The organism is Muricauda brasiliensis (assembly GCF_003057865.1).
GTDB lineage: Bacteria > Bacteroidota > Bacteroidia > Flavobacteriales > Flavobacteriaceae > Flagellimonas > Flagellimonas chongwuensis.
Genome location: NZ_QBTW01000011.1, coordinates 342,223 through 367,707, shown reverse-complemented (window position 1 = coordinate 367,707; position 25,485 = coordinate 342,223). Strand labels below are relative to the sequence as shown.

28 protein-coding genes are annotated in these 25,485 nt (G+C 42.6%); 24 read left to right on the top strand and 4 right to left on the bottom strand.

Annotated features, from left to right (window positions below; all coding sequences use genetic code 11):
- Nucleotides 1-2 precede the first annotated feature (2 nt).
- The 4 genes from DCK90_RS07655 (at nucleotide 3) to DCK90_RS07640 (ending at nucleotide 3,650) form a co-directional block, all read left to right on the top strand.
- The gene (locus tag DCK90_RS07655) at nucleotides 3-932 is read left to right on the top strand and encodes a DUF6427 family protein (RefSeq protein WP_108245593.1); all 930 of its coding nucleotides are present in this window, start codon (nucleotides 3-5) and stop codon (nucleotides 930-932) included.
- A 39-nt stretch (nucleotides 933-971) separates the two neighbouring features.
- Entirely contained in the window at nucleotides 972-1,577 is a 606-nt protein-coding gene (locus tag DCK90_RS07650) for a DUF4254 domain-containing protein (RefSeq protein WP_108245592.1), read from the top strand.
- A gap of 34 nt (nucleotides 1,578-1,611) precedes the next feature.
- Nucleotides 1,612-2,625: a glycosyltransferase family 9 protein gene (locus DCK90_RS07645; protein ID WP_199912673.1), complete on the top strand. Its 1,014-nt coding sequence runs from the start codon at nucleotides 1,612-1,614 to the stop codon at nucleotides 2,623-2,625.
- Between the two features lie 86 nt (nucleotides 2,626-2,711).
- Nucleotides 2,712-3,650 carry a hypothetical protein gene (locus DCK90_RS07640; RefSeq protein ID WP_159075789.1) on the top strand — a complete coding sequence of 313 codons (939 nt, stop codon included), beginning with the start codon at nucleotides 2,712-2,714 and terminating at the stop codon, nucleotides 3,648-3,650.
- On the opposite strand, the gene arsS is transcribed toward DCK90_RS07640, so the two are convergent.
- The 3 genes from arsS to DCK90_RS07625 form a co-directional block, all read right to left on the bottom strand.
- A complete protein-coding gene (arsS, locus tag DCK90_RS07635) occupies nucleotides 3,647-4,735 on the bottom strand; it encodes an arsenosugar biosynthesis radical SAM (seleno)protein ArsS (RefSeq protein WP_108245589.1) in 1,089 nt (362 codons plus the stop codon). The genes DCK90_RS07640 and arsS overlap by 4 nt on opposite strands.
- A gap of 85 nt (nucleotides 4,736-4,820) precedes the next feature.
- Complete coding sequence (locus DCK90_RS07630) at nucleotides 4,821-5,156, bottom strand: arsenosugar biosynthesis-associated peroxidase-like protein (RefSeq protein ID WP_108245588.1); 336 nt, start codon at nucleotides 5,154-5,156, stop codon at nucleotides 4,821-4,823.
- A 191-nt stretch (nucleotides 5,157-5,347) separates the two neighbouring features.
- Complete coding sequence (locus DCK90_RS07625; RefSeq protein ID WP_108245587.1) at nucleotides 5,348-5,905, bottom strand: fasciclin domain-containing protein; 558 nt, start codon at nucleotides 5,903-5,905, stop codon at nucleotides 5,348-5,350.
- Nucleotides 5,906-6,064: 159 nt separating this feature from the next.
- Here DCK90_RS07625 and DCK90_RS07620 point away from each other — a divergent pair, with 159 nt between their 5' ends.
- Nucleotides 6,065-6,838, top strand: a complete 774-nt coding sequence (locus DCK90_RS07620) for a patatin-like phospholipase family protein (protein ID WP_108245586.1) — start codon at nucleotides 6,065-6,067, stop codon at nucleotides 6,836-6,838.
- Nucleotides 6,839-6,853: 15 nt separating this feature from the next.
- Here the strand turns inward: DCK90_RS07620 and DCK90_RS07615 are convergent, their stop codons facing one another.
- Nucleotides 6,854-7,903 (bottom strand): ferredoxin--NADP reductase, encoded by a 1,050-nt coding sequence (locus DCK90_RS07615; protein ID WP_108245585.1) that lies wholly within the window; start codon nucleotides 7,901-7,903, stop codon nucleotides 6,854-6,856.
- Nucleotides 7,904-8,023: 120 nt separating this feature from the next.
- On the opposite strand from DCK90_RS07615, the gene DCK90_RS07610 reads away from it, so the two are divergent.
- From DCK90_RS07610 to DCK90_RS07520, 19 genes are all read left to right on the top strand, one after another.
- Nucleotides 8,024-9,493, top strand: coding sequence for a DUF5687 family protein (locus DCK90_RS07610; protein WP_108245584.1), 1,470 nt, complete (start codon nucleotides 8,024-8,026; stop codon nucleotides 9,491-9,493).
- Between the two features lie 21 nt (nucleotides 9,494-9,514).
- Nucleotides 9,515-10,210 (top strand): ABC transporter ATP-binding protein, encoded by a 696-nt coding sequence (locus DCK90_RS07605; RefSeq protein WP_108245583.1) that lies wholly within the window; start codon nucleotides 9,515-9,517, stop codon nucleotides 10,208-10,210.
- Between the two features lie 99 nt (nucleotides 10,211-10,309).
- Nucleotides 10,310-12,841 carry a type IX secretion system periplasmic lipoprotein PorW/SprE gene (porW, locus tag DCK90_RS07600; protein WP_449406619.1) on the top strand — a complete coding sequence of 844 codons (2,532 nt, stop codon included), beginning with the start codon at nucleotides 10,310-10,312 and terminating at the stop codon, nucleotides 12,839-12,841.
- Between the two features lie 21 nt (nucleotides 12,842-12,862).
- Complete coding sequence (locus tag DCK90_RS07595; protein ID WP_108245581.1) at nucleotides 12,863-13,282, top strand: bactofilin family protein; 420 nt, start codon at nucleotides 12,863-12,865, stop codon at nucleotides 13,280-13,282.
- Entirely contained in the window at nucleotides 13,260-13,490 is a 231-nt protein-coding gene (locus tag DCK90_RS07590; protein ID WP_108245580.1) for an AtpZ/AtpI family protein, read from the top strand. The genes DCK90_RS07595 and DCK90_RS07590 overlap by 23 nt, the downstream gene beginning before the upstream one ends.
- Nucleotides 13,487-13,876: a hypothetical protein gene (locus tag DCK90_RS07585; protein WP_108245579.1), complete on the top strand. Its 390-nt coding sequence runs from the start codon at nucleotides 13,487-13,489 to the stop codon at nucleotides 13,874-13,876. The genes DCK90_RS07590 and DCK90_RS07585 overlap by 4 nt, the downstream gene beginning before the upstream one ends.
- 118 nt (nucleotides 13,877-13,994) lie before the next feature.
- Complete coding sequence (atpB, locus tag DCK90_RS07580) at nucleotides 13,995-15,134, top strand: F0F1 ATP synthase subunit A (protein ID WP_108245578.1); 1,140 nt, start codon at nucleotides 13,995-13,997, stop codon at nucleotides 15,132-15,134.
- A 37-nt stretch (nucleotides 15,135-15,171) separates the two neighbouring features.
- The gene (gene atpE, locus DCK90_RS07575) at nucleotides 15,172-15,363 is read left to right on the top strand and encodes an ATP synthase F0 subunit C (RefSeq protein ID WP_053970734.1); all 192 of its coding nucleotides are present in this window, start codon (nucleotides 15,172-15,174) and stop codon (nucleotides 15,361-15,363) included.
- A 96-nt stretch (nucleotides 15,364-15,459) separates the two neighbouring features.
- Nucleotides 15,460-15,960, top strand: coding sequence for a F0F1 ATP synthase subunit B (locus tag DCK90_RS07570; RefSeq protein WP_108245577.1), 501 nt, complete (start codon nucleotides 15,460-15,462; stop codon nucleotides 15,958-15,960).
- Between the two features lie 6 nt (nucleotides 15,961-15,966).
- Nucleotides 15,967-16,506 (top strand): ATP synthase F1 subunit delta, encoded by a 540-nt coding sequence (gene atpH / locus DCK90_RS07565; protein ID WP_108245576.1) that lies wholly within the window; start codon nucleotides 15,967-15,969, stop codon nucleotides 16,504-16,506.
- A 2-nt stretch (nucleotides 16,507-16,508) separates the two neighbouring features.
- A complete protein-coding gene (gene atpA / locus DCK90_RS07560) occupies nucleotides 16,509-18,089 on the top strand; it encodes a F0F1 ATP synthase subunit alpha (RefSeq protein ID WP_108245575.1) in 1,581 nt (526 codons plus the stop codon).
- Between the two features lie 43 nt (nucleotides 18,090-18,132).
- The gene (locus DCK90_RS07555; protein WP_108245574.1) at nucleotides 18,133-18,447 is read left to right on the top strand and encodes a four helix bundle protein; all 315 of its coding nucleotides are present in this window, start codon (nucleotides 18,133-18,135) and stop codon (nucleotides 18,445-18,447) included.
- 30 nt (nucleotides 18,448-18,477) lie between these two features.
- On the top strand, nucleotides 18,478-19,338 hold the full coding sequence (atpG, locus tag DCK90_RS07550; protein WP_108245573.1) for an ATP synthase F1 subunit gamma: 861 nt from the start codon (nucleotides 18,478-18,480) through the stop codon (nucleotides 19,336-19,338).
- 189 nt (nucleotides 19,339-19,527) lie between these two features.
- Nucleotides 19,528-20,991: a lipopolysaccharide biosynthesis protein gene (locus DCK90_RS07545; protein ID WP_108245572.1), complete on the top strand. Its 1,464-nt coding sequence runs from the start codon at nucleotides 19,528-19,530 to the stop codon at nucleotides 20,989-20,991.
- The gene (gene dut, locus DCK90_RS07540; RefSeq protein WP_108245571.1) at nucleotides 20,981-21,415 is read left to right on the top strand and encodes a dUTP diphosphatase; all 435 of its coding nucleotides are present in this window, start codon (nucleotides 20,981-20,983) and stop codon (nucleotides 21,413-21,415) included. Before DCK90_RS07545 ends, dut begins: the two co-directional genes overlap by 11 nt.
- Nucleotides 21,416-21,497: 82 nt before the next feature.
- Entirely contained in the window at nucleotides 21,498-22,514 is a 1,017-nt protein-coding gene (locus DCK90_RS07535) for a sugar phosphate nucleotidyltransferase (RefSeq protein WP_108245570.1), read from the top strand.
- A gap of 43 nt (nucleotides 22,515-22,557) precedes the next feature.
- Entirely contained in the window at nucleotides 22,558-23,475 is a 918-nt protein-coding gene (locus DCK90_RS07530) for a hypothetical protein (RefSeq protein ID WP_108245569.1), read from the top strand.
- Nucleotides 23,475-24,254: a DUF4292 domain-containing protein gene (locus tag DCK90_RS07525; protein ID WP_108245568.1), complete on the top strand. Its 780-nt coding sequence runs from the start codon at nucleotides 23,475-23,477 to the stop codon at nucleotides 24,252-24,254. The genes DCK90_RS07530 and DCK90_RS07525 overlap by 1 nt, the downstream gene beginning before the upstream one ends.
- A 52-nt stretch (nucleotides 24,255-24,306) precedes the next feature.
- Entirely contained in the window at nucleotides 24,307-25,482 is a 1,176-nt protein-coding gene (locus tag DCK90_RS07520; RefSeq protein WP_229418413.1) for a murein hydrolase activator EnvC family protein, read from the top strand.
- Nucleotides 25,483-25,485: the final 3 nt, after the last annotated feature.

Genomic DNA, 25,485 nt, shown 5'->3' with positions numbered 1-25,485 from the left:
GGATGATTTCAAGCTTTTTCGGAAAAACTAAACCCATAAACAATATAGTTCTCGCCAGTTTCCTGTTCCTATTCTATTTCAGCAATGTTTTTTTTCAGCTGGGAGATCAAAAAATCAATCAGGTTATCCCCCTGGAACTGATGCTGTTTGCGGTTTTGTTGATCTCGGTTTTCATCACCAATCAAATTGTAAGAACTGAAAAGGCAACGGAGTCAAACTCCTACGCGATGCTCTTCTTTGTACTTTTAATTGTTTCGTTTTCCCATGAATTGGTGCTTCAAAACGTATTGTTTGCCAATTTCTTTTTGCTCTTGGCCTTTTGGCGGATATTGTCCATCAAGTCCACAAAAAATGTCAAACACAAAATTTTTGATGCCTCCCTGTTGATTGCCATTGCTAGTTTGTTCTACGATTGGGCTCTCGCTTTTATGCTCCTTGTCTTTTTTGTTATCGGGGTCTACGACAGAAGAACATTCAAAAATTGGCTGGTCCCTTTCTTGGGCGTTGCAACTATTTTTATGCTAACCTTCACCGTGTTGAAACTCAAAGGCTCATTGGATTTTTTTGAGGACCATTATCAATTTTCTTTGGGGCTTTTTACCAGCAAATCTTTCTTTCAGGTATTAAATATAAAGACATTGATCTATTTGATATTGACCATACTTGTTTCCATTGTAGTATTCATCAGGTTGAGAAACGTGAGCGGTGGTAAATTACTATTGCTTCGGATAGTGTTTTTGATTTTTATCTTAGGTACCGGTATTATCCTTTTTACCCCTGCCGATGCCTCGCCGGTTTTGCTTACTTTTTTTCCCGCCGCTGTATTTTTTACCAATTATTTTGAAGCCATGAAAAAAAGAAGGCTTCAAGAAGCCGTAATGGTTGGCTTTGTGGTATTGGCCTGTTCGCTTTTTGCCGTTCATCTCAACTAAATATGGCATAAAGCAATATCTTTGAACAAATTTTAAGCTATGTTCAGCGATTTTGCCTTCAAGATATTTCAGGAAAGTATAGATACTTACCATATCAAGGACGATGTGTACCAAGAATTCAGCAACCCTTATCCAAAGGATAAAGTAGAGCATCTACTTTATAAAAAAAACTGGATAGATACCGTGCAATGGCATTACGAGGACATTATACGGGATCCACAAATCAATCCTGTAGCCGCTTTGGACCTTAAACGTAAAATCGATGCTAGCAATCAGGACCGCACCGATTTGGTAGAGTATATTGATGGTTACTTTTTGAATAAATACCAATCAGTACAAGTAAAAGAGGGTGCTACCATTAATACCGAAAGTCCCGCTTGGGCTATAGATAGATTGTCGATATTGGCATTGAAAATATATCACATGCAAGAAGAGGTGAACCGTAGTGACGCTTCCCAGGAGCATATCGATAAATGTAGCGCAAAATTGGCCGTGCTTTTGGAACAGAGGAAAGACCTTTCCACAGCTATTGACCAATTATTGGCCGATATCGAAGCGGGAGACAAGTACATGAAGGTCTACAAACAGATGAAGATGTACAACGACGACGAACTAAACCCTGTGTTGCGTGGTCAAAAAGGGTAAACATACCCATATTCTGGTCATTCGCCTGTCCGCCATGGGCGATGTAGCGATGACCGTTCCTGTGCTTCGGGCCCTTACCGAGAAATATCCCAACATACAACTTACCGTGCTCACCAAAAAGTCGTTCGCCCCTATTTTTAATGGTTTGGCAAACGTTGAGGTAAAAGAAGCGGATGTAAAAAATAGGCATAAAGGATTAATAGGGCTCTGGCGATTGTACAAGGAGTTAAAACCACTTCAGTTAGAAGCCATTGCCGACCTACACAATGTGTTGCGAAGCAGGATACTTAAAAAGTATTTTTCTCTGGAACGGGTTCCGTTTGCACAAATTGACAAAGGAAGAAAGGGCAAAAAGGCACTTACCCGGCCCAAAAACAAAATTTTTGAGCAACTAAAGACTACACACGAACGCTATGCAGATGTTTTTGCCGAACTCGGTTTTCCTATTGACCTAACCACTGCCAAACCACTTGTCAGAATCCAACTCTCCGAAAAAGTGTTGGGTTTGGTACCGCAAGACACCAAAAAGTGGGTAGGCATTGCCCCTTTCGCTGCTCACGAAGGCAAAATGTACCCGTTGGAAGCTACGGAGGAAATCATTAAACAATTAAAAAATACCGATAAGTATAAAATCTTGTTGTTTGGAGGAGGAACAAAAGAGGTGCAAGTGTTGGAAGGACTTTCCCAGCGTCACCAAAATGTGGAATGCATGGCGGGCAAACTCAATTTGGCAGAAGAACTACAGCTTATTTCCAATTTGGATGTGATGTTGTCCATGGACAGCGGCAATGCGCATATGGCGGCGAACTATGGCATTCCTGTGGTCACACTATGGGGGGTTACCCATCCGTATGCCGGCTTTTATCCATTCGGACAACCTATGGAAAACGCACTTATGGCGGACCGGGAAGTATATCCGCTGATTCCTACCTCGGTATATGGGAACAAAGTGCCCGAAGGGTACGAAAACGCCATGAAAACCATCAAACCAAAAGACGTATTGGAGCGATTGATGGTAATTTTGGAAAGGCGAGCAACCAACAACTAATGGTCGTATCTCTTTCATACAAACAATTATCTTAACTTTCCATGTCCTTTCATGGACGTTAACGAAAGTCACATAAAAAGCAAACTATGAAAAGAACAAACTTGTTATTTTCCGCGCTTATGGGAATTACTGTACTTTCCTGTTCCGTTGATGAATCTTCCGGGACTCCGACGGAAGAAGTACCGCGATTGAACATTACTTTTATCATGGATAACGATGCTGAAAGATTGGACAATTTGGGCAATCCTGTATCGGTTCCCGAAGGAAATGCTGCACAAAACCCTGATTTTGAGGTTCTGGGATTGCATTTTATGGGCCTGTATCCGGACAAGTTCACTCCCTATGATGAGGGTGTCACCATCACTTCGACCGCAACTACGGGAAGCGGGGGAGCCACTGCCATCGATTTTGACAGTGAAGTGTTTTTGAATGAAGAGATCAACACCTTTAGCATTCCATTGAGTTACGTAGCCTCAGGCACATATGAATATTTTAGGGCTTCTATTGGGTACCAGAAATACAAAATCGTATACAACCTTGAGGGAGCCGAAACAGAAATTCCCGACTGGCCGGATGGCGTTGACGATAATATTGATGTGGATGCCACTGTTGGGTCTTTTTTGGGTTACAACACTTATATTGGCAATTATACCCTGGACAAACTTACAGTAGATGTCAATGGAAATAAGGCCCAAGGGTATTTTGGCCTGGAAACCCAAGGGAATATTAACGGGTTTGTCCTAACGCAATTAACGCAAGGCAATGCGCCGCAAACCACGGTGCCCAACCCAATTGATGATACCTCTCCGGTACCGGAAGGCTCATGCGTAGTGACAGGACAATTTCCATCTGCTTTGGTGATTCCCGCAAATGCAACGGAGGACATCAATATTGAAGTGGTGATATCCATCAACAACAGTTTTGAATGGGAAGACGGCAATGGCAATGGCAAGTACGAGCCCCTATTGGGCGAAAATGTTGTTGACATGGGCACACGCGGAGTGTTTCCTTCCGTTGTGGATTAAGCCACCGTTCCTTGGCAACTACTACCGGCCCCTGCGGTGCAACCGTAACAATGTTGTGAAATGATAATCTCCCGATTGCTCAATACATCATCATTATAATCCTTGATGTGCTTTACCTTGCTCGCCACTTTTAGGTCCAGCATTTGATTGAAATCGCAATCGTACAACCAACCGTCCCAACTTACAGAGATGGTATTGGTACACATTACATTTTCAACTGCTGCCGGATTGTAAGCCTCAACCAAGGAATACATATAATCTTCATAGTTATCAGAAGCGATGAGATAGTCCAAAAACCGTGAAATAGGCAAATTGGTAATGGCAAAGAGATTGTGGAAATCAATGTCAAAATCTTCTTTCAATGCCTTTTTGAAATCTCGTTCCATCGCGCTTTGGTCCGTAGGTAAAAAGGCCCCGGAAGGATTGTAGACCAAATCCAAGCGCAGATCGCTGTTTGGCATGCCGTAGCCTACTTGGTTAAGCATCTGCAAAGCTTTGATGGATTTGTCAAAAACACCATCGCCACGTTGCTTGTCCGTTTTGCCACGCGTATAGTGCGGCATGGAAGACACCACATGGACGTTGTGTTTTTTAAAGAACTCGGGCAGGTCGTGGTACTTTTTATTGGCCATTATGATGGTCAAATTGGAGCGGACGATGAAATCTTGGATACCCGCTTTGGAAGCTTCTTCTACAAACCACCTAAAATCCGGGTTCATTTCAGGAGCTCCGCCTGTAAGGTCCAAAGTGTGCGCCCCGGTGTTGCGGATGACCTCCAGACATTGTTGCATGGTTTCACGGGTCATGATCTCCTGTCGGTCCGGGCCTGCGTCCACATGGCAGTGTGCACAGACTTGATTGCACATATACCCTACATTGATCTGGAGCACTTCCAACTTTTTTGGCTTTAATGGGAATTGACCTGATGCTGCGATTTTATCCTTAAAAAATGGAAGCTCTCCATTGGCAAAAAGGTCGCCGCTCAATATTTCCAATTGTTTTTGGGTATTGGCAAGCTCATCTTCCCGCGCTTTTAATGATTTTTTAGCTGCTTTCTTTATGTCGGTGAGTATACTCTGCGTCATTTCTAATTTATATCGTCCGCCGGAACCCCTTATGTTCCATTCGGTATATTTTTTCTACTACCTAAAACCCCAAGTTTCCTAGGCACTACATGGAAAGTTTATCGTACTTGTTCATCATTTGAACACCATGAACCAATGTAGCGCCGCTTTCAATAGCCGCGCCCGCGTGCACGGCCTCCATCATCTCTTCTTTGGTGATGCCACGTTGCAGGCCATCCTTAGTATAGGCATCAATGCAATAGGGACATTTTACCACGTGTGCTACAGCAAGTGCTATCAAGGATTTTTCGCGCGCACTGAGGGCACCTTCCTCGAAAACCTTTCCGTAATAGTCAAAAAACTTTTTCCCCAGTTCTTCGCTCCATTCTGTGATGTTGCCAAATTTTCTAAGGTCTGCTGGGTCATAATATGAATTGGCCATGTTCTTCTATTTAATGTTTTACCTAAACATACAACAATTATCACATTCTTTTAGGTCGAAAAATTTTGAATAGGATTACAAATTCCCAAAAACAATCATGTCGGATTATAAGAAAACTGATTGTCAGTCACCTAAAAAAGAAAAGAGCGACTACTGTCGCTCTTCCACTAATTCAAATTAAGGACTACCTATTATTTTGAAGGTAATACAACAGTATCCACTACATGAATCACACCATTGGATTGGTTTACATCTGCAATGGTCACTGTGGAAACATTTCCAGCACCATCTTTTATCATTATCATCCCTTTGTCCATCATGGCGGTCAATTTATCTCCATTGACTGTAGTGAGTTCGGCCATACCATCACCTTTCTTGATCCATTTTTTCAAGTCTTTGGCATTGTATTTTCCAGCCACTACGTGATACGTAAGTACACCTTGCAATTTTGCCTTGTTTTCTGGCTTAAGCAATGTAGCTACTGTTCCATCGGGCAATTTTTCGAATGCACTGTTGGTAGGTGCAAATACGGTAAATGGACCTTCGCCTTGTAGCGTCTCGACCAAATCAGCAGCTTTTACGGCAGCCACCAAGGTAGTATGGTCCTTGGAGTTTACTGCATTGGAAACAATATCCTTACTTGGATACATGGGGGCTCCCCCTACCATTTTAGTTTGTGAAAAACCTGTAGTGATGGTCATAAACCCAGCACAAGCAATTAGTAACGTTAATGTTTTAATAGATTTCATGAGATTAAATTTTTAGTTTATATAATCACTTACGGAGTTTTGACTAGATGGGTTTGGTTTTTTGATTAGAGTCAAACCTTTTAATTGAAATACAATGTTGCCGTAACCTTGAAAAACCATCATTATGTTAACTTTACAGTTTATTGATTCTGAACAAAAATGCTAGAAGATAAATCCATAGGCCTGATTCTTTCCGGAGGAGGTGTCCGGGGCATGGCACATATAGGACTCATTAAGGCCATGCGCGAACATCAGGTTGAGGCCAAGGTGGTCGCAGGCACAAGTATTGGAGCGTTGGTAGGTGCGCTATATGCCAACGACAATACGGTGGAGGATATGCTCAAGTTCTTCAAAGAGACGCCATTGTTCCAGTATAGCTTTTTTGCCATCAACAAACCCGGGTTTATTGACACGGAGCGGTATTTCGGAATTTTTAAGCATTTTTTTCCCGAGAACAACTTCAAAAGTTTGAAGCGTCCCCTTTTTGTAGTAGCTACGGATTTACTGAAAGGCACCGAAAAGGTTTTTTATGATGGGGAACTCATTAAACCATTATTGGCATCTGCTGCCTTGCCGCCTGTTTTTAGCCCCGTGACCATTGATAATATATTATATGCCGATGGGGGCATTATGAACAATTTTCCAAAGGAATATGTGGACCATATTACGGATTTCACTATTGGAAGTAATGTGTCCATAACCGTACCCTTGGGGAAAAAGGATTTGCGAAACTCATTCCAGTTGACCGCTAGAGTCACCAGTTTAATGATCCATGCATCCAATCACGAGAAGATGCTCGAATGTGATTTATTTATAGAACCAGGCGAACTGGAAACCATAGGTGTCCTGGATAAAAAAGGTATTGAAAATGCCTTTAACATCGGTTACGAACATGGCAGTAGGGCCTTGGAAAAATTATTGGCCAAAACCTAATAGGGCCAATTGGATTTACACATCGTCATAATCCACCTTAATGCTCGGAGTGGTGGGATGGGATTGACAGGTTAGGATAAACCCTTCTTCAATTTCACTATCGGTCAAGATCTGGTTTCTTACCATTTCGACCTTTCCTTCGGTAAGCCGGGCAATGCAGCTACTGCAAACACCGCCTTGGCAAGAATAGGGAGCATCTATATCCTCTTTTAGGACAGCATCCAGCACCCGTTCCTTTTTGTCCATTACAAAGGTAAAGGTTTCATCGTCCAAAAGAACTTCCACTCTGGTTTTGCCTTCCAGTTCTTCGGCAAGCTCGTCATCGCCCTCATCATCGGTGGTAAAGAGCTCAAAATGTATTTTCTCCTTGGCAACGCCATTGTCCTTGAGGGTATCCGTTACCTGCTCGATCATTTCTTGTGGCCCACAAAGGTAGAAGCCATCAAATTGGGTTCCCTTGAACTTGTTTTTAAGCACGAAGTTCACGGTCGAACGCTCTATCCTTCCAAAAAGAGCATCTTCCTCGGTAGACCTGCTGTACACATACTGTACAAAAAAGCGGTCACCATATTGCTCTTTAATAGATTGGATGGTGTTAAAATACATGGTCTCTTCTGGAGATTGATTTCCGAACACCAAGACAAAAGTGCTATCTGGGTCGCTCTCCAAAACTGTTTGGGCAATGCTCATAATGGGAGTAATGCCACTACCAGCGGCAAAAGCAGCTATCTTTTTTGGAGAAGATGCATCAAAAATAAATCGCCCTTCGGGAAGCATGACCTCAATTTCGTCTCCGGCCTTCAATTGCTCGTTGGCATACACGGAAAAGGTTCCGCCCTCCATTTTTTTGATGCCCACGGTCAATTTGCCGGACGAAGGCGGTGATGAAATGGAATAGGCCCTTCGGAGCTCTTTTCCATTCAAAGTGTACTTTAAAGTAATGTATTGTCCCGCTTTAAAGCTGTAATCCTCTTTTAAGTTTTCCGGTATGTCAAAGGTAAGGGCCACGGCATTTGGCGTCAATCGGTCCACCGCGGCTATTTTTAAGGCATGAAAATGACTCATGTATCGAATTTTGCTGCAAAATTAAGCATTACAGTCCTTTTGCACATCTATTTTTATAAAAAGCATGTTTCTTCTGTAACAAATCCAATAAATTAGACACCAACTAAAAAAACGCCGACCATGCTCAAACATTTTATTGGACTCCAATGGAAGTCATTTTTTAGATCTGCAACCTTTAAAACAGAGATTTGGTTTAAGATATTGATGGCCTTGGGGGCCCTATACTTTATTGTGGTTTTCCTCGGAATGGGCGTAGGGGCCTTTTTCCTGATCAAGGAAATGGAAATTGGAGACCCGCTTCGTGTCGTGAACCAGTTTATGATTTACTACTTGGCTTTTGACCTCGTTTTTAGGTACATGCTGCAAAAAATGCCCGTCACCAATATCAAACCATTGCTCTATTTGCCTATTAGCAAGAGCAAAGTGGTCAACTATTCCTTGGGGAAAACCGTCATATCATTTTTTAATGTCGCACATGCCTTCTTTTTTATTCCGTTTAGTATTGTTTTGCTTACCCAAGGTTACCCGCCCTTGCAGGTCATTGGTTGGCACTTGGCCTTGATGGCCTTGATCTACTGCAATAACTTCATTAATGTAATGGTGAACAACCAGAACGTGGTCTTTTATGTGATTGCAGTATTGTTCATTGTTGCCGGTGCATCACAATACTATCAATGGTTTGATATTACCGTCTATACCCAACCCATTTTCGACTTTTTCTACGATATCCCATGGACGGCCATTATCCCTTGGTTGATTTTGATGGGATTGTACTATGGAGCCTTCGCTTATTTTAAAAAACACATGTATCTGGATGGCGGATTGGCCAAAAAACAGACCGAGGCCAAGACCGAGAACCTGGAGTGGTTGGACCGCTTCGGGAATTTGGGTACTTTCCTGAAGAACGACATCAAACTGATAAAACGAAACAAAAGATCGCGTTCCGCTGTGATAGCGGGAGCCTTCTTTATTTTTTATGGACTCCTGTTTTTTACCGGGGCCCTGGAGGTCTACGATGGCCCTTTCTGGAAAATCTTTGCGGGGATATTCGTTACCGGCGGCTTCCTGTTCAGCTTTGGGCAGTATGTGCCTAGTTGGGACAGTAGCTACTATCCTTTGATGATGAGCCAGAACATCAAGTACCGGGAGTACCTCTCTTCCAAATGGTATTTGGTGATCATAGCGACCGTTATTTCCACCATTTTGGCCACCTTCTACATCTATTTTGGGTGGGAGGCCTACGCAGCGGTATTGGTTGGTGCCATTTATAATGTGGGAATCAACAGTTATTTGGTGCTTTGGGGCGGAGCTTATGTAAAGACCCCGATAGACCTTACGTCCAACAAAAAGGCATTTGGCGACAAGCAGGCCTTTAATGCCAAGACCTTGTTGCTCACCTTGCCCAAACTGGTCTTGCCCATAGGGATTTATGCCATTGGTCACTTTTTGATCAACCCCATGGCGGGATACATATTTGTAGCGGTCTTTGGACTGCTCGGGTTCGTTTTTAAGAACAAAGTGTTCACCATGATCGAAGGCATTTACAAAAAAGAGAAATACAAAACATTACAAGCTTACAAACAGAAATAACACACCATTAATAAAAAATACATGATTACAGTTCATAATTTAACCAAGACCTACGGCCAAAACACAGTTTTGAACATTGAACATTTGGAAATTCCCAAAGGGCAGAGCTTTGGCCTCGTCGGTAACAACGGAGCAGGTAAAACAACGCTTTTCAGTTTGTTGTTGGATTTGATTCAGCCTTCATCCGGCCATATCATCAACAAGGACGTACAAGTGGACCAGAGCGAGGATTGGAAACCGTTTACCTCCGCATTTATTGATGAGACTTTCTTGATAGGATACCTTACGCCCGAAGAATACTTCTACTTTATAGGGGAGCTTCGTGGGAGGAACAAGGCCGATGTAGATGCCCTGTTATCCAATTTTGAGGATTTTTTCCATGGCGAGATCTTGGGCCAGAAAAAGTATTTGAGGGACCTTTCCAAAGGAAACCAAAAGAAAGTGGGCATTGTGGCCAGCTTTATCGGGAACCCCGAAGTGGTGATCTTGGACGAGCCATTTGCGAATTTGGACCCGACCACCCAAATCCGATTAAAGGGGATCATTAAAGATCTCGCGGCAAAAGAAGGGGTGACGGTATTGGTCTCTAGTCACGATTTGATACATGTTACCGAAGTTTGCGAACGTATCGTGGTGCTCAACAAAGGAGAAATCGTTAAGGATATCCATACCTCGGCAGAGACCATGAAGGAACTGGAAGCCTTCTTTGCAGGCTGATGTTTGAAAAGCGACACTGAAATTCTTGCATTTTATCGATAAGCCTTATAATAATCCGCTCAATTTTGAGTTTAAGGTTACACAAGATTATCGATAATTTTGAAGCTTCATCACACATTTTTAGGCGCCATGGTCTTGGGAGGACTTGCATTCAATGCATGTTCCACCCAAAAGGACAAGTTCATCAACCGAAATTGGCACGCCATCAACACCGAGTTCAATACCTTGTACAACGGCAACCTTGCCTTTCAACAAGGACTGGAAGAAATCAATGCCAACTACCGGGACGATTATTGGGAAATCCTTCCCGTGGAACGCCTCAAGGTGACCGATGAGATCAAACTCGACTCAGAGGACAACAATCCCAACTTCCTTATTGCCGAGGAAAAGGCCACCAAGGCTATCCAAAAGCACAGCATGGACATTAAGGACGAGGAGCGCAATCCGCAAATAGACGAAGCATTCCTTTTGCTTGGGAAGTCACGCTATTTTGACCAGCGCTATATCCCGGCCCTGGAGTCCTTCAATTATGTCCTTAGAAAGTACAGCAAGAGCGACAAGTTGAACGAGGCCACCATTTGGAGGGAAAAAACCAACATGCGTTTGGACAATCCCGAAGTGGCCATCAAAAATCTGAAGAGACTTTTTAAATACGAGAAACTTAAGGATCAGGAATACGCCGATGCCAATGCTGTTTTAGCGCAGTGCTACATCAACCTGAATGCGCCCGATACCGCCATTCAAAAATTGAAAATATCCCAGGCCTACACCAAAAAGAACCCCGAAAAGGGAAGGTACCTGTTCATCATTGGGCAGTTGTACGATCAATTGGGGCATAAGGACAGTGCCAACTATGCCTACAATAAGGTAATAGACCTTAACCGTAAATCGCCAAGGGTGTACATGATCAATGCACACTTAAAAATGATACAGAACACGGAGCTCGCCGAGGAAAACCGAGAGGAGATGTTGGAATACCTCACCGATTTGGAGGAGAACCGGGAGAATAGACCGTTCTTGGACAAAATCTACCGTCAAGTGGCCGAATATCATATGGCCTATGGACAGGATAGCTTGGCCTTGGCCTATTACAATAAATCCATTCAGGCGACCCAAGGCGAACGCAAATTGTACGCTTTGAACTATCAGAGCTTTGCGGACTATTATTTTGATGAAGGCGAATATCGATTAGCGGGTTCTTACTACGATAGCACGCTGACCAACTTGAACGAGAATACGAGAATACATCGCAACATCAGTAAAAAGCTGGACAACCTTGAGGATGTGATCAAGTACGAGGACATTGTGCAGCACGCCGATAGTGTGATTACATTGTACCAAATGCCGGTAGCGGAGCGAACCGCATATTTCGAAGATTATATTGCCGAGATGAAGCGGAAGGAAGAAGCGGAGGCGGAGAAACAACTGGAGCGTACCAATGCCGGTTTTGCCACTTTTGCCAATAGCAAGGGAGGTAAAGAGAACCAAGGGAAGTTCTATTTTTACAACATTACCAGTCTTGGCCACGGCAGAAACGATTTTAAGACCCGTTGGGGAACAAGGAATTTAGAGGATGATTGGCGCTGGAGCAACAAATCCAAAACATTGGTTTCCGAAGCTACCGGAGAGGCCATTACAGCCAATGACGAGGTGTTGACGGAAGATCAAAAATATTCGGTCGACTATTACTTGGAACAGGTTCCTACCGATATCGCTGTAATAAATAGTTTAAAGGGCGAGCGCAACTTCGCCAATTATCAATTAGGGTTGATATATAAAGAAAAGTTTAAGGACAATATGCTGGCCGCTGCCAAATTGGAGCGCGTACTATCCTCCAACCCGGAAGAGCGGTTGATTTTACCATCAAAATATAATCTCTACAAAATTTACGAGGAATCGGGAAGCCCATTGGCGGTGAGCATGAAGCAGAACATCATCACCAATCACCCCGATACCCGCTACGCAGAAATTTTGCTGAACCCGCAAGCGGTGTTGGACGGAAACACAGATAGTCCTGATGCGAGGTATGCCTCATTGTTTAAACAATATGAAGACCAACAGTTCTTGGAGGTGATTACCCGATCGGAAGAATATATCAATCAATTTACCGGAGACCCAATAGTACCTAAGTTCGAGATGCTGAAAGCCAATGCCATTGGCCGTTTGCAAGGTTTTGAACCCTTTAAGGAAGCGCTGAACTATGTGGCGCTTACCTACCCCAACAATCCCGAGGGCAAAAAGGCCGAACAGATGGTAGAGGAGCAACTCCCTAAACTGGAGACCAAGGAATTCTCTCCCGAAACCGGTTCAACGGGCGCTGGAAACTGGAAAGTGGTTTTTCCGTTCAAGATCAAAAATGATGAAAATGCCATCAAACTCAAAAACCGTTTGGTCGAGGTGGTGGACGAATTAAATTACAAGAACATCATATCAAAGGACATCTATAATTTGGAAAATGAGTTTGTGGTGGTACATGGTTTTCCATCCAAAGATTTTGCCCTAGGCTTTGCCGAGCTTATAAAAAATAATAAGGACTACCTCATTAAAGATGAGAATTTTGTAGTTTTATCCGACAATTATAAAATTATACAGGTCCACAAGAATTTAGAATCATACAAAGCACAATTTTAATCCCCAAAACCCAAGAACACTATGTTTTCTGACAACAAAAAACCACGACCTATGAATGAATTTGGTGGCCAGCCGAACAGAATTGAAAAGAACACGACCATAAAAGGAGATATTACCTCCGAAGCCGACTTTAGAATAGATGGCAAGTTGGAGGGAAATGTAACCACGTCCGGTAAGGTCGTTATCGGAAAGGATGGCTATATCAACGGAAAAGTAGAATGTGTGAACGCCGATATAGAAGGTAAGTTCAATGGCGAACTCAATGTTAAAGATCTTCTTTCCCTGAAATCTTCTGCATATATTGAAGGCACTGTGAGTGTAGCAAAATTGGCAGTGGAACCCGGAGCAACCTTTAATGCCGCCTGTACTATGGGCAAGGGTACTACATCTGCCACCAAAATGCAGTCGACCGCGAAAAATGAGCCAGCAAAAGCCTCCTAAAAAATATCAAAAAACAATTAATACAGCCGCCCGTTTGTCTGGTTCCGCCATTCAAATGGGTGTTGTTATTTATTTGGGGGTATGGGGCGGTAAATGGTTGGACGGCCATTTTGAAACAGAAAATGTTTTCTTGCCGATCTGCACTCTGTTGGCCGTTGCGATTTCCATATATTTGGTAATCCAACAACTTAAAAAAATCAACGATTGAAAATTAGGTATTACCCAATCCGCTTTATTTCTTTTCTTTTAGTTGGGTTGTTGATTTTGTTCTACGCACAGTCTTGGTTTTTGGAAAACCACAGGCACAACCTTTATACGATTCAGTTGATAAAAAGTTATGTGCTCAATGCCATAATGGCCTTGATAGTTTTTTTTGTGATTTACATTTTTAGAAATAAATATCGGGATTTACTGGGTTTCTTTTTTTTGGGCGGGAGTCTTCTTAAGTTTGCTCTTTTCTTCATTTTTCTATATCCTTCCTTTATTGCGGACGGTACGCTGGAGCGTTTGGAGTTCCTTATCTTTTTTGTTCCGTATGGATTTGCGCTCGTTCTGGAAACCTACTTTTTGGTGAAACTGCTTAATACTGTGTGACAAAGGGCGGATTTTCATCAAAAAAAACAAAGAAAAAAATAATACCCGAAAAAGCTTTTTTCTTTTGAAGGAGCAATGTATTTTTGCACCAATTTTTGAGGACCCATAGTTGGATCATATGCGATATTCTTTTTTCAGTAAAAAACTAGTTGCCGTAATTTTTTTAATTGCGGGATTTGTATCGGCCCAAAATCATGAGGGAGAGGAAGTTGAAGCCGGTGCGCATGATTTAAAGACCCAGATCAAGGAATATATTGATCATCACTTGTTGGATTCGTATGACTTCAATCTGTATTCCTACACTACGGACCAAGGAGAGCACAAATACATCGGGTTCCCGCTTCCTGTGATTCTTTGGGACAATGGACTCAAGGTTTTTTCTTCTTCGCAGTTTGAGCACGGTGAGGCCGTAGCTGAAGTGGATGGAAATCACTACGCACTTTATCACAACAAAATATACAAGACCGATGCCGAGGGAACCATTAATTTTGGTGGCCATCACGGTGACGAAACTCATACCGAGGATGCTTTTGGGGAGAATTTGGTAGTGGATGATGCTCATCCGACCAACGAAAAGCCACTGGATTTCTCCATTACCAAGAACGTTGTTTTTATCATGGCCGTTGCGCTTTTGATGTTTTTGGTCTTCCGTTCTATGGCGAAAAGATATCAGAAGAGTACCATGCCAAGAGGTGTCGGAAGGTTTTTGGAGCCTTTGGTACTTTTTGTTCGTGACGAGATTGCCATTCCAAACATTGGAGAGCACAAATACAAGAGATACATGAGCTACTTGCTGACCGTATTCTTCTTTGTGTGGGTCATCAACTTATTGGGGCTTACCCCACTTGGCGTAAATGTGACCAATAACATTGCCGTTACTTTTGCTTTGGCGATGATTACCTACCTTATCACAACATTTACAGGGAACAAAAACTACTGGAAGCACATTTTTTGGATGCCGGGCGTGCCGGTTCCTATGAAAATAATATTGGCGCCCATCGAATTGTTGGGAACTTTCATCAAGCCATTTTCATTGATGATTCGTTTGTATGCCAACATCACCGCAGGTCACGTGGTATTAATGAGTATTATCGGGTTGATGTTCATATTTAAGAACTGGATAGGAAGCCCATTGTCTTTCTTGTTGGCATTCGCTCTTTCCTTGTTGGAATTGTTGGTGGCGGCATTGCAGGCATATATTTTCACCATGCTGTCCGCCCTTTATTTTGGTATGGCGGTAGAAGAGGATCATCATTAATTAAGAATAGAACGTTTAATATTTAAATTCATATATCATGACAATTCCAAACATCGTAGGTGCTGGTTTGATCGTAATCGGAGCAGGATTGGGTATCGGTAGAATCGGTGGACAGGCAATGGAAGCTATTGCACGTCAACCTGAAGCTTCTGGTAAAATCCAAACAGCAATGTTGATTGCAGCAGCCCTTATTGAAGGTATCGGTTTCGCAGCTCTTTTTGCAGCTTAATAACCGTAAAAACATTGATGAAGGCCATAGCGGTTGGCTATGGTCCTTCATTAATTTTAAAGTGATAGAGTTTAAAGAATTCATATTTTAAGATAAATGGAAAAGTTAATCGAGCAGTTTTCCTTCGGGTTGTTTTTCTGGCAATTGTTGCTTTTTGTGGCTCTTTTGTTCTTGCTCAGAAAGTATGCATGGAAACCAATCCTTGGAGCGGTTGAAAAACGTGAAGAGGGTATCAAAGGTGCACTTGAAGCTGCGGAAGCCGCAAAGAAAGAAATGCAGAATGTTACTGCGGACAGTGAAAGACTTCTAAAAGAAGCCAGAGCTGAAAGAGATGTTTTGTTAAAAGAAGCTAGGGACATTAAGGCCAATATTATTGCCGAGGCCAAGGAGCAAGCCCAGGTGGAAGGCGATAAGATGATCAAGCAGGCACAAGCGACCATCGAAAGTGAAAAGAAAGCTGCCGTAGCCGATATTAAGGCCCAGGTGGCAAATCTATCCGTGGAGATTGCCGAAAAGGTGATCAAACAGGAACTATCCGATAAAGGCAAACAGGAAAAGTTGGTCGAGGATATGTTGGGCGATATTAAACTGAACTAGAAGACCATGAACCAAAACAGGGCAGCCATACGTTACGCAAAAGCAACTTTGGATTTCGCAGTCGAAAAGAAAGCGGCCGATGCCGTGGAAAAGGACATGCGGGAAATAGCTGCGACCATCTCTGACAGCGTGGAGCTTCAAAATATGTTGGAGAGCCCGATCATAAAATCAGAGGTAAAAAGGAACAGTTTGTTGGAAATCTTCAAAGGTGCCAACGAAATCACCAAAGGACTTCTTCAGACGTTGATCAACAACAAGCGTATCGATATGCTACAGGAAGTGGCCTTTAAGTATATTATCCTTCACGAAAAATTGAAGGGCGAGGAGGTAGCTTATGTTACAACTGCCGTTCCATTGACCTCCGACTTGGAGAAGAAAATTTTGGAAACGGTCACCAAGGCAACCGGAAATAAGGTTACCCTTGAGAATAAAATCGATGAGAGCATCATCGGAGGATTTGTGCTTAGGGTGGGAGATACCCAATACGATGCGAGCATCGCGAACAAATTGAACGGATTAAAAAGAGAATTTACAAATAGTCTATAAAAATGGCAGGAGTAAAAGCCGCTGAGGTATCAGCAATTTTGAAAAAACAGTTATCAGGTTACGAAGCATCCGCTTCCTTGGATGAAGTAGGTACCGTATTACAAGTAGGTGATGGTATTGCCCGTGTATATGGACTTTCCAATGCCCAGTACGGGGAGTTGGTAGAGTTCGACGGGGGCATGCAGGGTATCGTTCTTAACTTGGAGGAAGACAACGTTGGTGTTGTATTGTTGGGCCCGTCCAAGGAAGTTGTGGAAGGCGCTACTGTTAAGAGAACCGAGCGTATCGCTTCCATCAATGTTGGTGAAGGGATTGTTGGCCGTGTGGTGGATACCTTGGGCAAGCCTATCGACGGTAAAGGACCTATTTCCGGTGAAACCTACGAGATGCCTTTGGAACGTAAGGCTCCCGGTGTAATTTTTAGACAACCTGTTGACGAACCTATGCAGACAGGTATCAAGGCTATCGATGCCATGATTCCGGTTGGTCGTGGACAAAGGGAGTTGGTGATCGGTGACAAGCAAACAGGAAAGACTACCGTTTGTATCGATACCATCCTTAACCAAAAGGAATTTTACGATGCAGGTGAACCGGTGTACTGTATCTACGTTGCCGTAGGTCAGAAAGCATCAACGGTTGCCGCCATCGCCAAAACGTTGGAAGAAAAAGGTGCTTTGGCCTATACGACCATTGTTGCCGCCAACGCTTCCGACCCTGCCCCGATGCAGGTATATGCTCCGTTCGCCGGTGCCGCTATCGGTGAGTTCTTCAGGGATACGGGCCGTCCGGCCTTGATAATCTACGATGACTTGTCAAAACAGGCGGTTGCTTACCGTGAGGTTTCCTTGCTTTTAAGAAGACCTCCAGGACGTGAAGCATACCCTGGTGACGTTTTCTTCTTGCACTCAAGATTGTTGGAGCGTGCCGCAAAGGTCATTGGTGATGATGATATCGCAAAAAATATGAACGACCTTCCAGAGTCGTTGAAATCGATAGTAAAAGGTGGTGGGTCGTTAACTGCACTTCCAATTATCGAGACACAGGCAGGTGACGTTTCCGCTTATATCCCTACCAACGTGATCTCGATTACCGATGGTCAGATATTCTTGGAGCAAGACTTGTTCAACCAAGGTGTTCGTCCTGCGATCAACGTGGGTATCTCCGTATCCCGTGTGGGTGGTTCCGCGCAGATCAAGTCAATGAAGAAAGTTGCAGGTACATTGAAGCTTGACCAGGCCCAGTTCCGTGAATTGGAGGCTTTTGCCAAGTTCGGTTCCGATTTGGATGCCGCTACCTTGAACGTAATCGAAAAAGGACGTAGAAACGTAGAGATCTTGAAACAAGGTCAGAACGATCCATTTACCGTGGAAGATCAGGTGGCTATCATCTTTGCAGGTTCCAAGAACTTGTTAAGAGATGTTCCTGTGGACAAGGTAAAAGAATTTGAAAAAGATTACTTGGAGTTCTTGAACGCTAAGCACAGAGATGTATTGGATACCCTTAAAGCCGGTAAATTGACCGATGAGGTTACAGATACATTGACAGCTGTTTGTAAAGACCTTTCTAGTAAGTACAAAGGTTAAGAGTTCAGAGTGATGAGTTAAGGGAAAGCTTGAAACTAGTCCTATAAGAATTAAAAGTTTCGAGTTTGCTTGTAAAATTGTTCATTACTGTGATGAATTAAAGAACAAAAAGGATTTTGAGATAGCCTCTCAATTGTTGAAAAGTGGCACGAGTATAGGTGCAAACACTAGAGAAGCACAAAGAGGGGTTAGCACAAAAGATTTTAAAAATAAATTTGGGATAGCCTTAAAAGAAGCTGACGAAACAAAGTATTGGCTTGAGATTTTAGAAGCGACTGGCAGAGAAGTTCCCAAAGATTTGATGGATAGGTGTGAAGAGTTGATTAGAATCATAGTGGCAATAGTCAAAAACTCTTAACTCAGCACTCATAACCCATAATTTAAAACAATGGCAAATCTAAAGGAAATACGTAACAGGATATCATCCATCTCATCAACGATGCAGATTACCAGTGCCATGAAAATGGTATCGGCTGCTAAGTTGAAGAAGGCCCAGGATGCTATTACGGCGATGCGTCCGTATTCCGATAAACTGACCGAGCTCTTGCAAGGGCTCAGCGCCAGTTTGGAAGGAGACGGAGGAAGCGAGTACGCCGACAATAGGCCCGTAAACAAGGTTTTGGTTGTTGCCATTACTTCGAACAGGGGGCTTTGCGGTGGATTCAATTCGAATATCATCAAGCAGAGCAACAATCTGGTATCTAACAAATATCCGGGCAAGCAAGTCGATTTCTATACCATAGGTAAAAAAGGAAACGATATCCTTAGAAAAAGACACACTATTTTGGGAGATCAAAGCCGTGTGTACGATGATTTGACTTTTGATAATGTTGCCGAGATTGCCGAACTTTTGATGCGTTTGTTTACCAAAGGAGATTACGATAAAATCGAATTGGTGTACAACAAGTTCAAGAACGCTGCCACCCAGATTGTGATGACGGAACAGTTCTTGCCCATTGTTGGCGCGGAAGGTGATGAAGCCATTGCAGCGGATTACATTTTTGAACCATCCAAAGTGGAAATCGTAAAGGAATTGATACCTAAATCCTTGAAAACACAATTGTTCAAGGCCATCAGGGATTCTTTTGCCAGTGAGCACGGTGCCCGTATGACCGCCATGCACAAAGCAACGGACAATGCCGCTGAGCTTAGAAACGAACTGAAGTTGACCTACAACAAGGCACGTCAGGCTGCGATTACCAACGAAATTCTCGAAATTGTTGGTGGAGCGGAAGCATTGAACAATTAAGACGAACCAAAGTGAGGCTAAATGTCCAATAGCAGATGCATTGAACAATTAAGGTTACCACTTTCATAATATGAAAAGGCCACCCAATCGGTGGCCTTTTTGTTTTTCTTAGGATATAAGGTTTAGCTAGTAACGGCTTTTACGTAACTTGTAGCCACCTAATCAAGGTTTTTAAAGAAGCAGCACCTATTGAATCCACTAAAGAGGCTTTTTAAACAAACGTTTATCTATGGTTTGGCCACGGTAATGCCAAGAGTACTTTCGTTCCTGTTAGTGCCCTTGTACACTTCTGTAATGGACCCGGAAACCTATGGTGAAATTTCAGTAATCTTCTCATGGTTCGCCATTTTTAATGTGGTCTTGGCCTATGGTATGGAAACTGCATTTTTTCGTTTTTTCAATAAGTATGACGATAAACAGAATGTGATATCGACTTCTTTGATTTCACTGTTGCTATCTTCCTTACTGTTTTTTGCGGCCGCCTTTATTTTTAAGGACACTTTTGCCTCGCTCATCGATGTTCAGAAGTCATTGGTGATATACATTATCCTGATTTTGGCTTTAGATGCGTTGGCCATTGTTCCTTTTGCTTGGCTAAGGGCCAACGAGCGACCGTTGCGGTATTCCATCGTAAAGGTGGTCAGCGTGGCAATCAATTTGCTCCTGAACGTTTTCTTCCTAACGATGTTGCCAGAGATGGCCCAAAATGGGGAAGCGCTGTGGACCGCGATATATAGGCAAGACTTTCAGATTGAGTATGTCTTCATCGCCAATGTAATTTCCAGCGGTGTGGCCTTTGTATGGGTCAGTGGAATTTATTTTGAGCGAAAATACAGGTTTGACAGGCAATTGTGGAAGGAGATGCTAAGATACTCATTGCCCATAATGCTTGCCGGATTGGCATTTACCATAAATGAGGTTTTTGATCGTATCCTGCTCGACTACTTATTGCCGGAGGACATTGCCAAATCTGAAATAGGAAAGTACTCCGCTTGCTACAAATTGGCCGTTTTCATGACCTTGTTCGGAACCGCCTTTCGATTGGGCGTAGAACCTTTCTTTTTTAGTCATGCCAAAACCGAAAACCCAAAAAAGGCCTATGCCCAGATCACCAATTATTTTGTGATCATGGGAAGTATGATATTTTTAGGTGTAATGGTGTTTATAGACCCATTAAAACAATTATTAGTGCGCGACCAAGCATTTTGGGAAGCCTTGGATGTTGTCCCAATCATACTTTTGGCCAGTTTCTGTTTGGGTATTTACCATAATCTATCCGTTTGGTACAAGGTAACCGACCGAACCAAGTTTGGGGCGTTTATTTCCTCCGTAGGGGCCATCATCACCTTGGTCATCAACATCACTTTGATTCCAAAAATAGGATATATGGCATCTGCATTAGCCACTTTGGCAGCCTACGCAAGTATGATGCTGCTATCCTATCACTATGGAAAAAAATACTATCCCATACCGTACAATATGCGGAAAATCGTATTCTACATGTCCGTATCCCTCGTATTTTCAATACTTTCGTTCTATGTTTTTAATAGAAATTTAATAGCCGGTAGCGTACTACTTTTGTTATTTTTGGGGTTAGTGTATAAGATGGAAGGAGATAAATTAAGAAGCATATTTATAAATCGTGAAAATTAAGATCATCAACAAATCAGGGCATAAGTTGCCGCATTATGAAACCCTTGCCTCGGCCGGAATGGATTTAAGGGCGGATTTGAAAGCACCCATAACATTGAAGCCTTTGGAAAGGGCCATTGTTCCCACAGGACTTTATATGGAGCTTCCCGTGGGCTATGAAGCACAAGTTCGTCCACGAAGTGGATTGGCGGCAAAAAAAGGAATCACGGTACTTAATGCGCCTGGAACCATTGATGCTGATTATCGCGGAAATGTAGGGGTAATTCTGGTGAATCTTTCCAATGAGGATTTTACCGTGGAAAATGGCGAGCGTATTGCCCAAATGGTGATTGCGAAGCACGAGCGTGCTGAGTGGGAAGAAGTTGAAACCCTTTCAAGTACTGATCGGGGCGAAGGTGGATTCGGAAGTACCGGTACCAAATAAAAAAGAATGTCAGGTCGAGCGTAGTCGAGACCTTTTAAATAGCGTATAACTTTAAAAGATACCCGCCTTAGCGGGCATTTCTATGAAAATAATCGTACCCATGGCGGGCAGAGGGTCTCGTCTAAGACCGCACACATTAACAGTTCCAAAACCATTGATACCCGTTGCGGGCAAACCCATTGTACACCGATTGGTTACTGACATCGCCAAGGTCTTGGGAGAGCCCATAGAAGAAGTCGCCTTTATTTTGGGCGACCCCGCCTTTTTTGGGGAAGATGTTGTGGAAAGTTTGATGGAATTGGCCGATGAACTGGGAGCCAAAGGATCCATTTACAGACAGGATCAACCATTGGGAACAGGTCACGCCATTATGAGCGCCAAAGAATCTCTGAGCGGCCCTGCTGTGATTGCTTATGCCGACACCTTGATTCGTGCAGGCTTTGATCTCGACAAATCTGCCGATAGCGTCATTTGGGTAAAACAGGTGGAGCGTCCAGAAGCCTACGGGGTGGTTCAATTGAACGAGAACAAGGAAATCGTCGAATTGGTTGAAAAACCACAGGAGTATGTTTCTGATTTGGCCGTAATCGGCATTTACTACTTCAAGGATGTGGAAGTGCTAAAAAATGAACTTCAGCACGTATTGGATAACGACATCCAACATGGTGGTGAGTATCAAATCAACGATGGCATCAAACGCATGATGGAGAAAGGCATGAAATTTGTTCCCGGTAAAGTGGACGAATGGATGGACTGTGGTAACAAAAACGTGACCGTGGAGACCAATCAGCGTATGTTGGGCTTTTTGGAGAAGGAAGGAGAGCAAATGGTGGCCAATTCCGTAAAGCAGGAAAACGCCAATATTATTGAGCCCTGTTTTATTGGGGAAAATGTTGTTTTAAAAAACACAACGGTCGGACCTTATGTGTCCGTTGGGGCGAACACCGTTTTGGAAAACTCAACGGTAAAAAATAGTTTGATACAGAGCAATAGCAAGATCAGCAACGCCAACTTGGACAATGCCATGATTGGAAACTATGTGGTATACAATGGTAATTTTGAGACCATTAGTATTGGAGATTATTCCGTTTTGGAATAACTTTAGAATAGCTTTTAGTTTGATGGGGACTTAGGATGTTTATATGAAAAAGAAACTTCTTGTTTGGTTGGTTTTGGGAGCATCAATACTGATGCAATATGACACCTATGCCCAAGAAGAACAGGAAAGTGCCGAAGTCTATCTCGAAGAATATACCGATGAGTTTCAAGAGAACTTTTTTGAAGCATTAAAGCAAAAAGGTATCCAGAACTACGATAGGGCCGTGGATTTATTGCTGAAATGTAAGCAATTGGAGCCTGACAACAGCGTGGTGGACTATGAACTCGCCAAAGCGTATATGTTGGATAAAAAATATGTGCAGGCCCAAGATTACGCCGTTGCGGCATTGTTATCAGAACCCACCGATTATTGGTATTTGGACAATTTACTGACCATTCTGGACAAACAAGGTAGTCCCATAGAGAGCATTAAACAACGAATACCTTATCAAAATAAAAAACTGCAGCAGAACATGGCTGTTTCCCTATTCAAAATGAAAAAATATAGGGAAGCATCAAAAGTGCTGGATGATTTGGAGGGTTCTCAATTGAAATCGGACCTCAAGGAAAAAATAAGCGACTCCCTTCAAAATGATGAGCGACCAGAAACGGCTCCAGTAGTCAAAAACGAAACTGATTTGGATGACCCAGTTGCAAAGTTAAAAGCGGGTATGGAGCAATTAATAGCAGCATCAGATTTTAAAAAGCTATTGAACGATTCCCAAGATGCACTGGATTCCTATCCATTGCAGCCTTATTTTTATTACGCATACGGAATAGCTTTGAACAATACGGGAAATCCAAATAAAGGTGTAGAGGTTTTGGAAAGTGGTCTGGACTACTTATTGGACGACGACGGTTTGAAGAATAAAATCTACCGGCAGCTTTCCGAAGGATATTCCAAAATCGGAAACACCCAAAAAGCGAACGAATATTTGAACAAAATCAATTCAGGATTATAATGAACCTATATAAATATATTGTTAGAATAACTGTCATCTTGACTTTACTGCTCACTTTTGGCGCATGTAAGGGGACCAAGTCCATTACCGGTGGAGAAGTGAATCCAAAGTTATCGGCAAAAAATATTATCAACGCCCATTATTCCAATGAGCCCAAGTTCAAGACGTTGAGGGGTCGTGTAAAGATTGATTATACCAACGGAGACGATTCCCAAGGGGTAAACGTAAGTCTTCGAATGGAAAAGGATAAGGTGATATGGATGAGTGCGCCACTTGGCGTGGTCAAGGCACATATTACGCCGGAGAAGGTATCTTTCTACAACAAGCTCCAGAACGAATATTTTGACGGTGACTTTAGCTATTTGAGTGATATGCTCGGAACGGAGTTGGACTTTGAGAAAGTACAAAACCTGTTGCTCGGAAATGCAGTCATGGATTTACGAAAGGAAAAGTTCAACTCGGAAGTATACAATGGCAACTATCAACTAAAGCCAAAAGCTGCACAGGAATTCTTTAAGATTCTTTTTCAGTTAGAGCCCAAAAACTTCAAAATAGCTTCCCAACAAATATCCCAACCGGCAAGCTCAAGACAGTTGATGGCAAATTATACCTATCAGGATATTTCTGGAAAAATACTTCCTGAGGATATTAAGATAGTGGCAGAGGAAAAAGGGGAATTAACCACTATAGATTTAAGTTTTCGTAACTTGGAACTGGATAAATCGATGACCTTTCCCTATAAAGTGCCCAATGGATACGATAAAATTACATTAAAGTAATATGAAAGGTAAATTTTCATATTGTGCTTTTAGTCTGATAGTTATATTTTTTATGTCGACAAAGTCATTTGCTCAAACCAGTGAGCAAAAGGCGTTGGAGTCGAAGCGTGAGCGATTGCAAGAGGAAATTAAGGAAATCAACAGATTGCTCTTTGCCGAGCGTAAGGAAAAGGGAACTGTTTTGGATCAGATGGAAGCTTTGGACAACAAAATAAATGTCCGTCAAGAACTGATTCGTGTTACCAATCAACAGTCCAATTTGCTCAACAGGCAGATCAATGTCAATATCAGGAATATCAGTAAGCTCCGTGAAGATTTAAAAATCTTAAAGGATGATTACGCTGAGCTCATTCAAAAAACCTATCAGAACAAATCGCAGAACAACCGCTTGATGTTTCTGTTGTCATCGGAAAATTTCTATCAGGCATTTAAAAGGCTTCAATACATGCAGCAATATGCAAAGCATCGAAAGAAGCAGGGTGAGGGAATCGTCAAAAAAACGGAGGAACTTACCCAATTGAATCAAGACTTGGTACGTCAACGAAAGGAAAAGGACCAACTCATAGCCGAGAATCAGAAAGCAAAGGCCGAACTGTCCAAAGAAATTGAGTCACAAAGAAGCCTTTTAACGAGCATAAAACAAAATGAAGCCAAATACACATCTGCAATCGCAGAAAAGCAAAAGGAGGCCCGCAAAATTGACCGAGAGATAGAGAGAATGATCAAAAGCGCAATTGCAAGTTCCAATAAAAGCTCAGGAAACTCTGCAAGCAGTGCCACATTCGCACTAACACCAGAAGCGAAACTATTGGCCGATAACTTCTCATCCAACAAGGGAAGGCTCATTTGGCCGGTAGAAAAAGGTATCAAAAGCCAAGGGTATGGTGTGTATGCCGATAAATTGTATCCAGGAATAAAACATAGGAACAACGGAGTTACCATCACCACAGATAAAGGTAGTATAGCAAGGGCCATTTTTGAGGGCGAGGTCATCGCAATTTTATCTGTTCCAGGTGGAAACAAAGGGGTACAGATCAAACACGGAAACTACATAAGTACATACTATAACCTATCCAATCTGTTCGTAAAAAAAGGGGATAAAGTGGCCGCCAAAGAGGCATTGGGAGAAATAAATACCAATCGGTTGGATGGCACCACTAAATTGAAGTTCTATTTGTATAAGGATTCCAATCGTTTGAATCCCGAAGATTGGATTTATCAACTATAACAC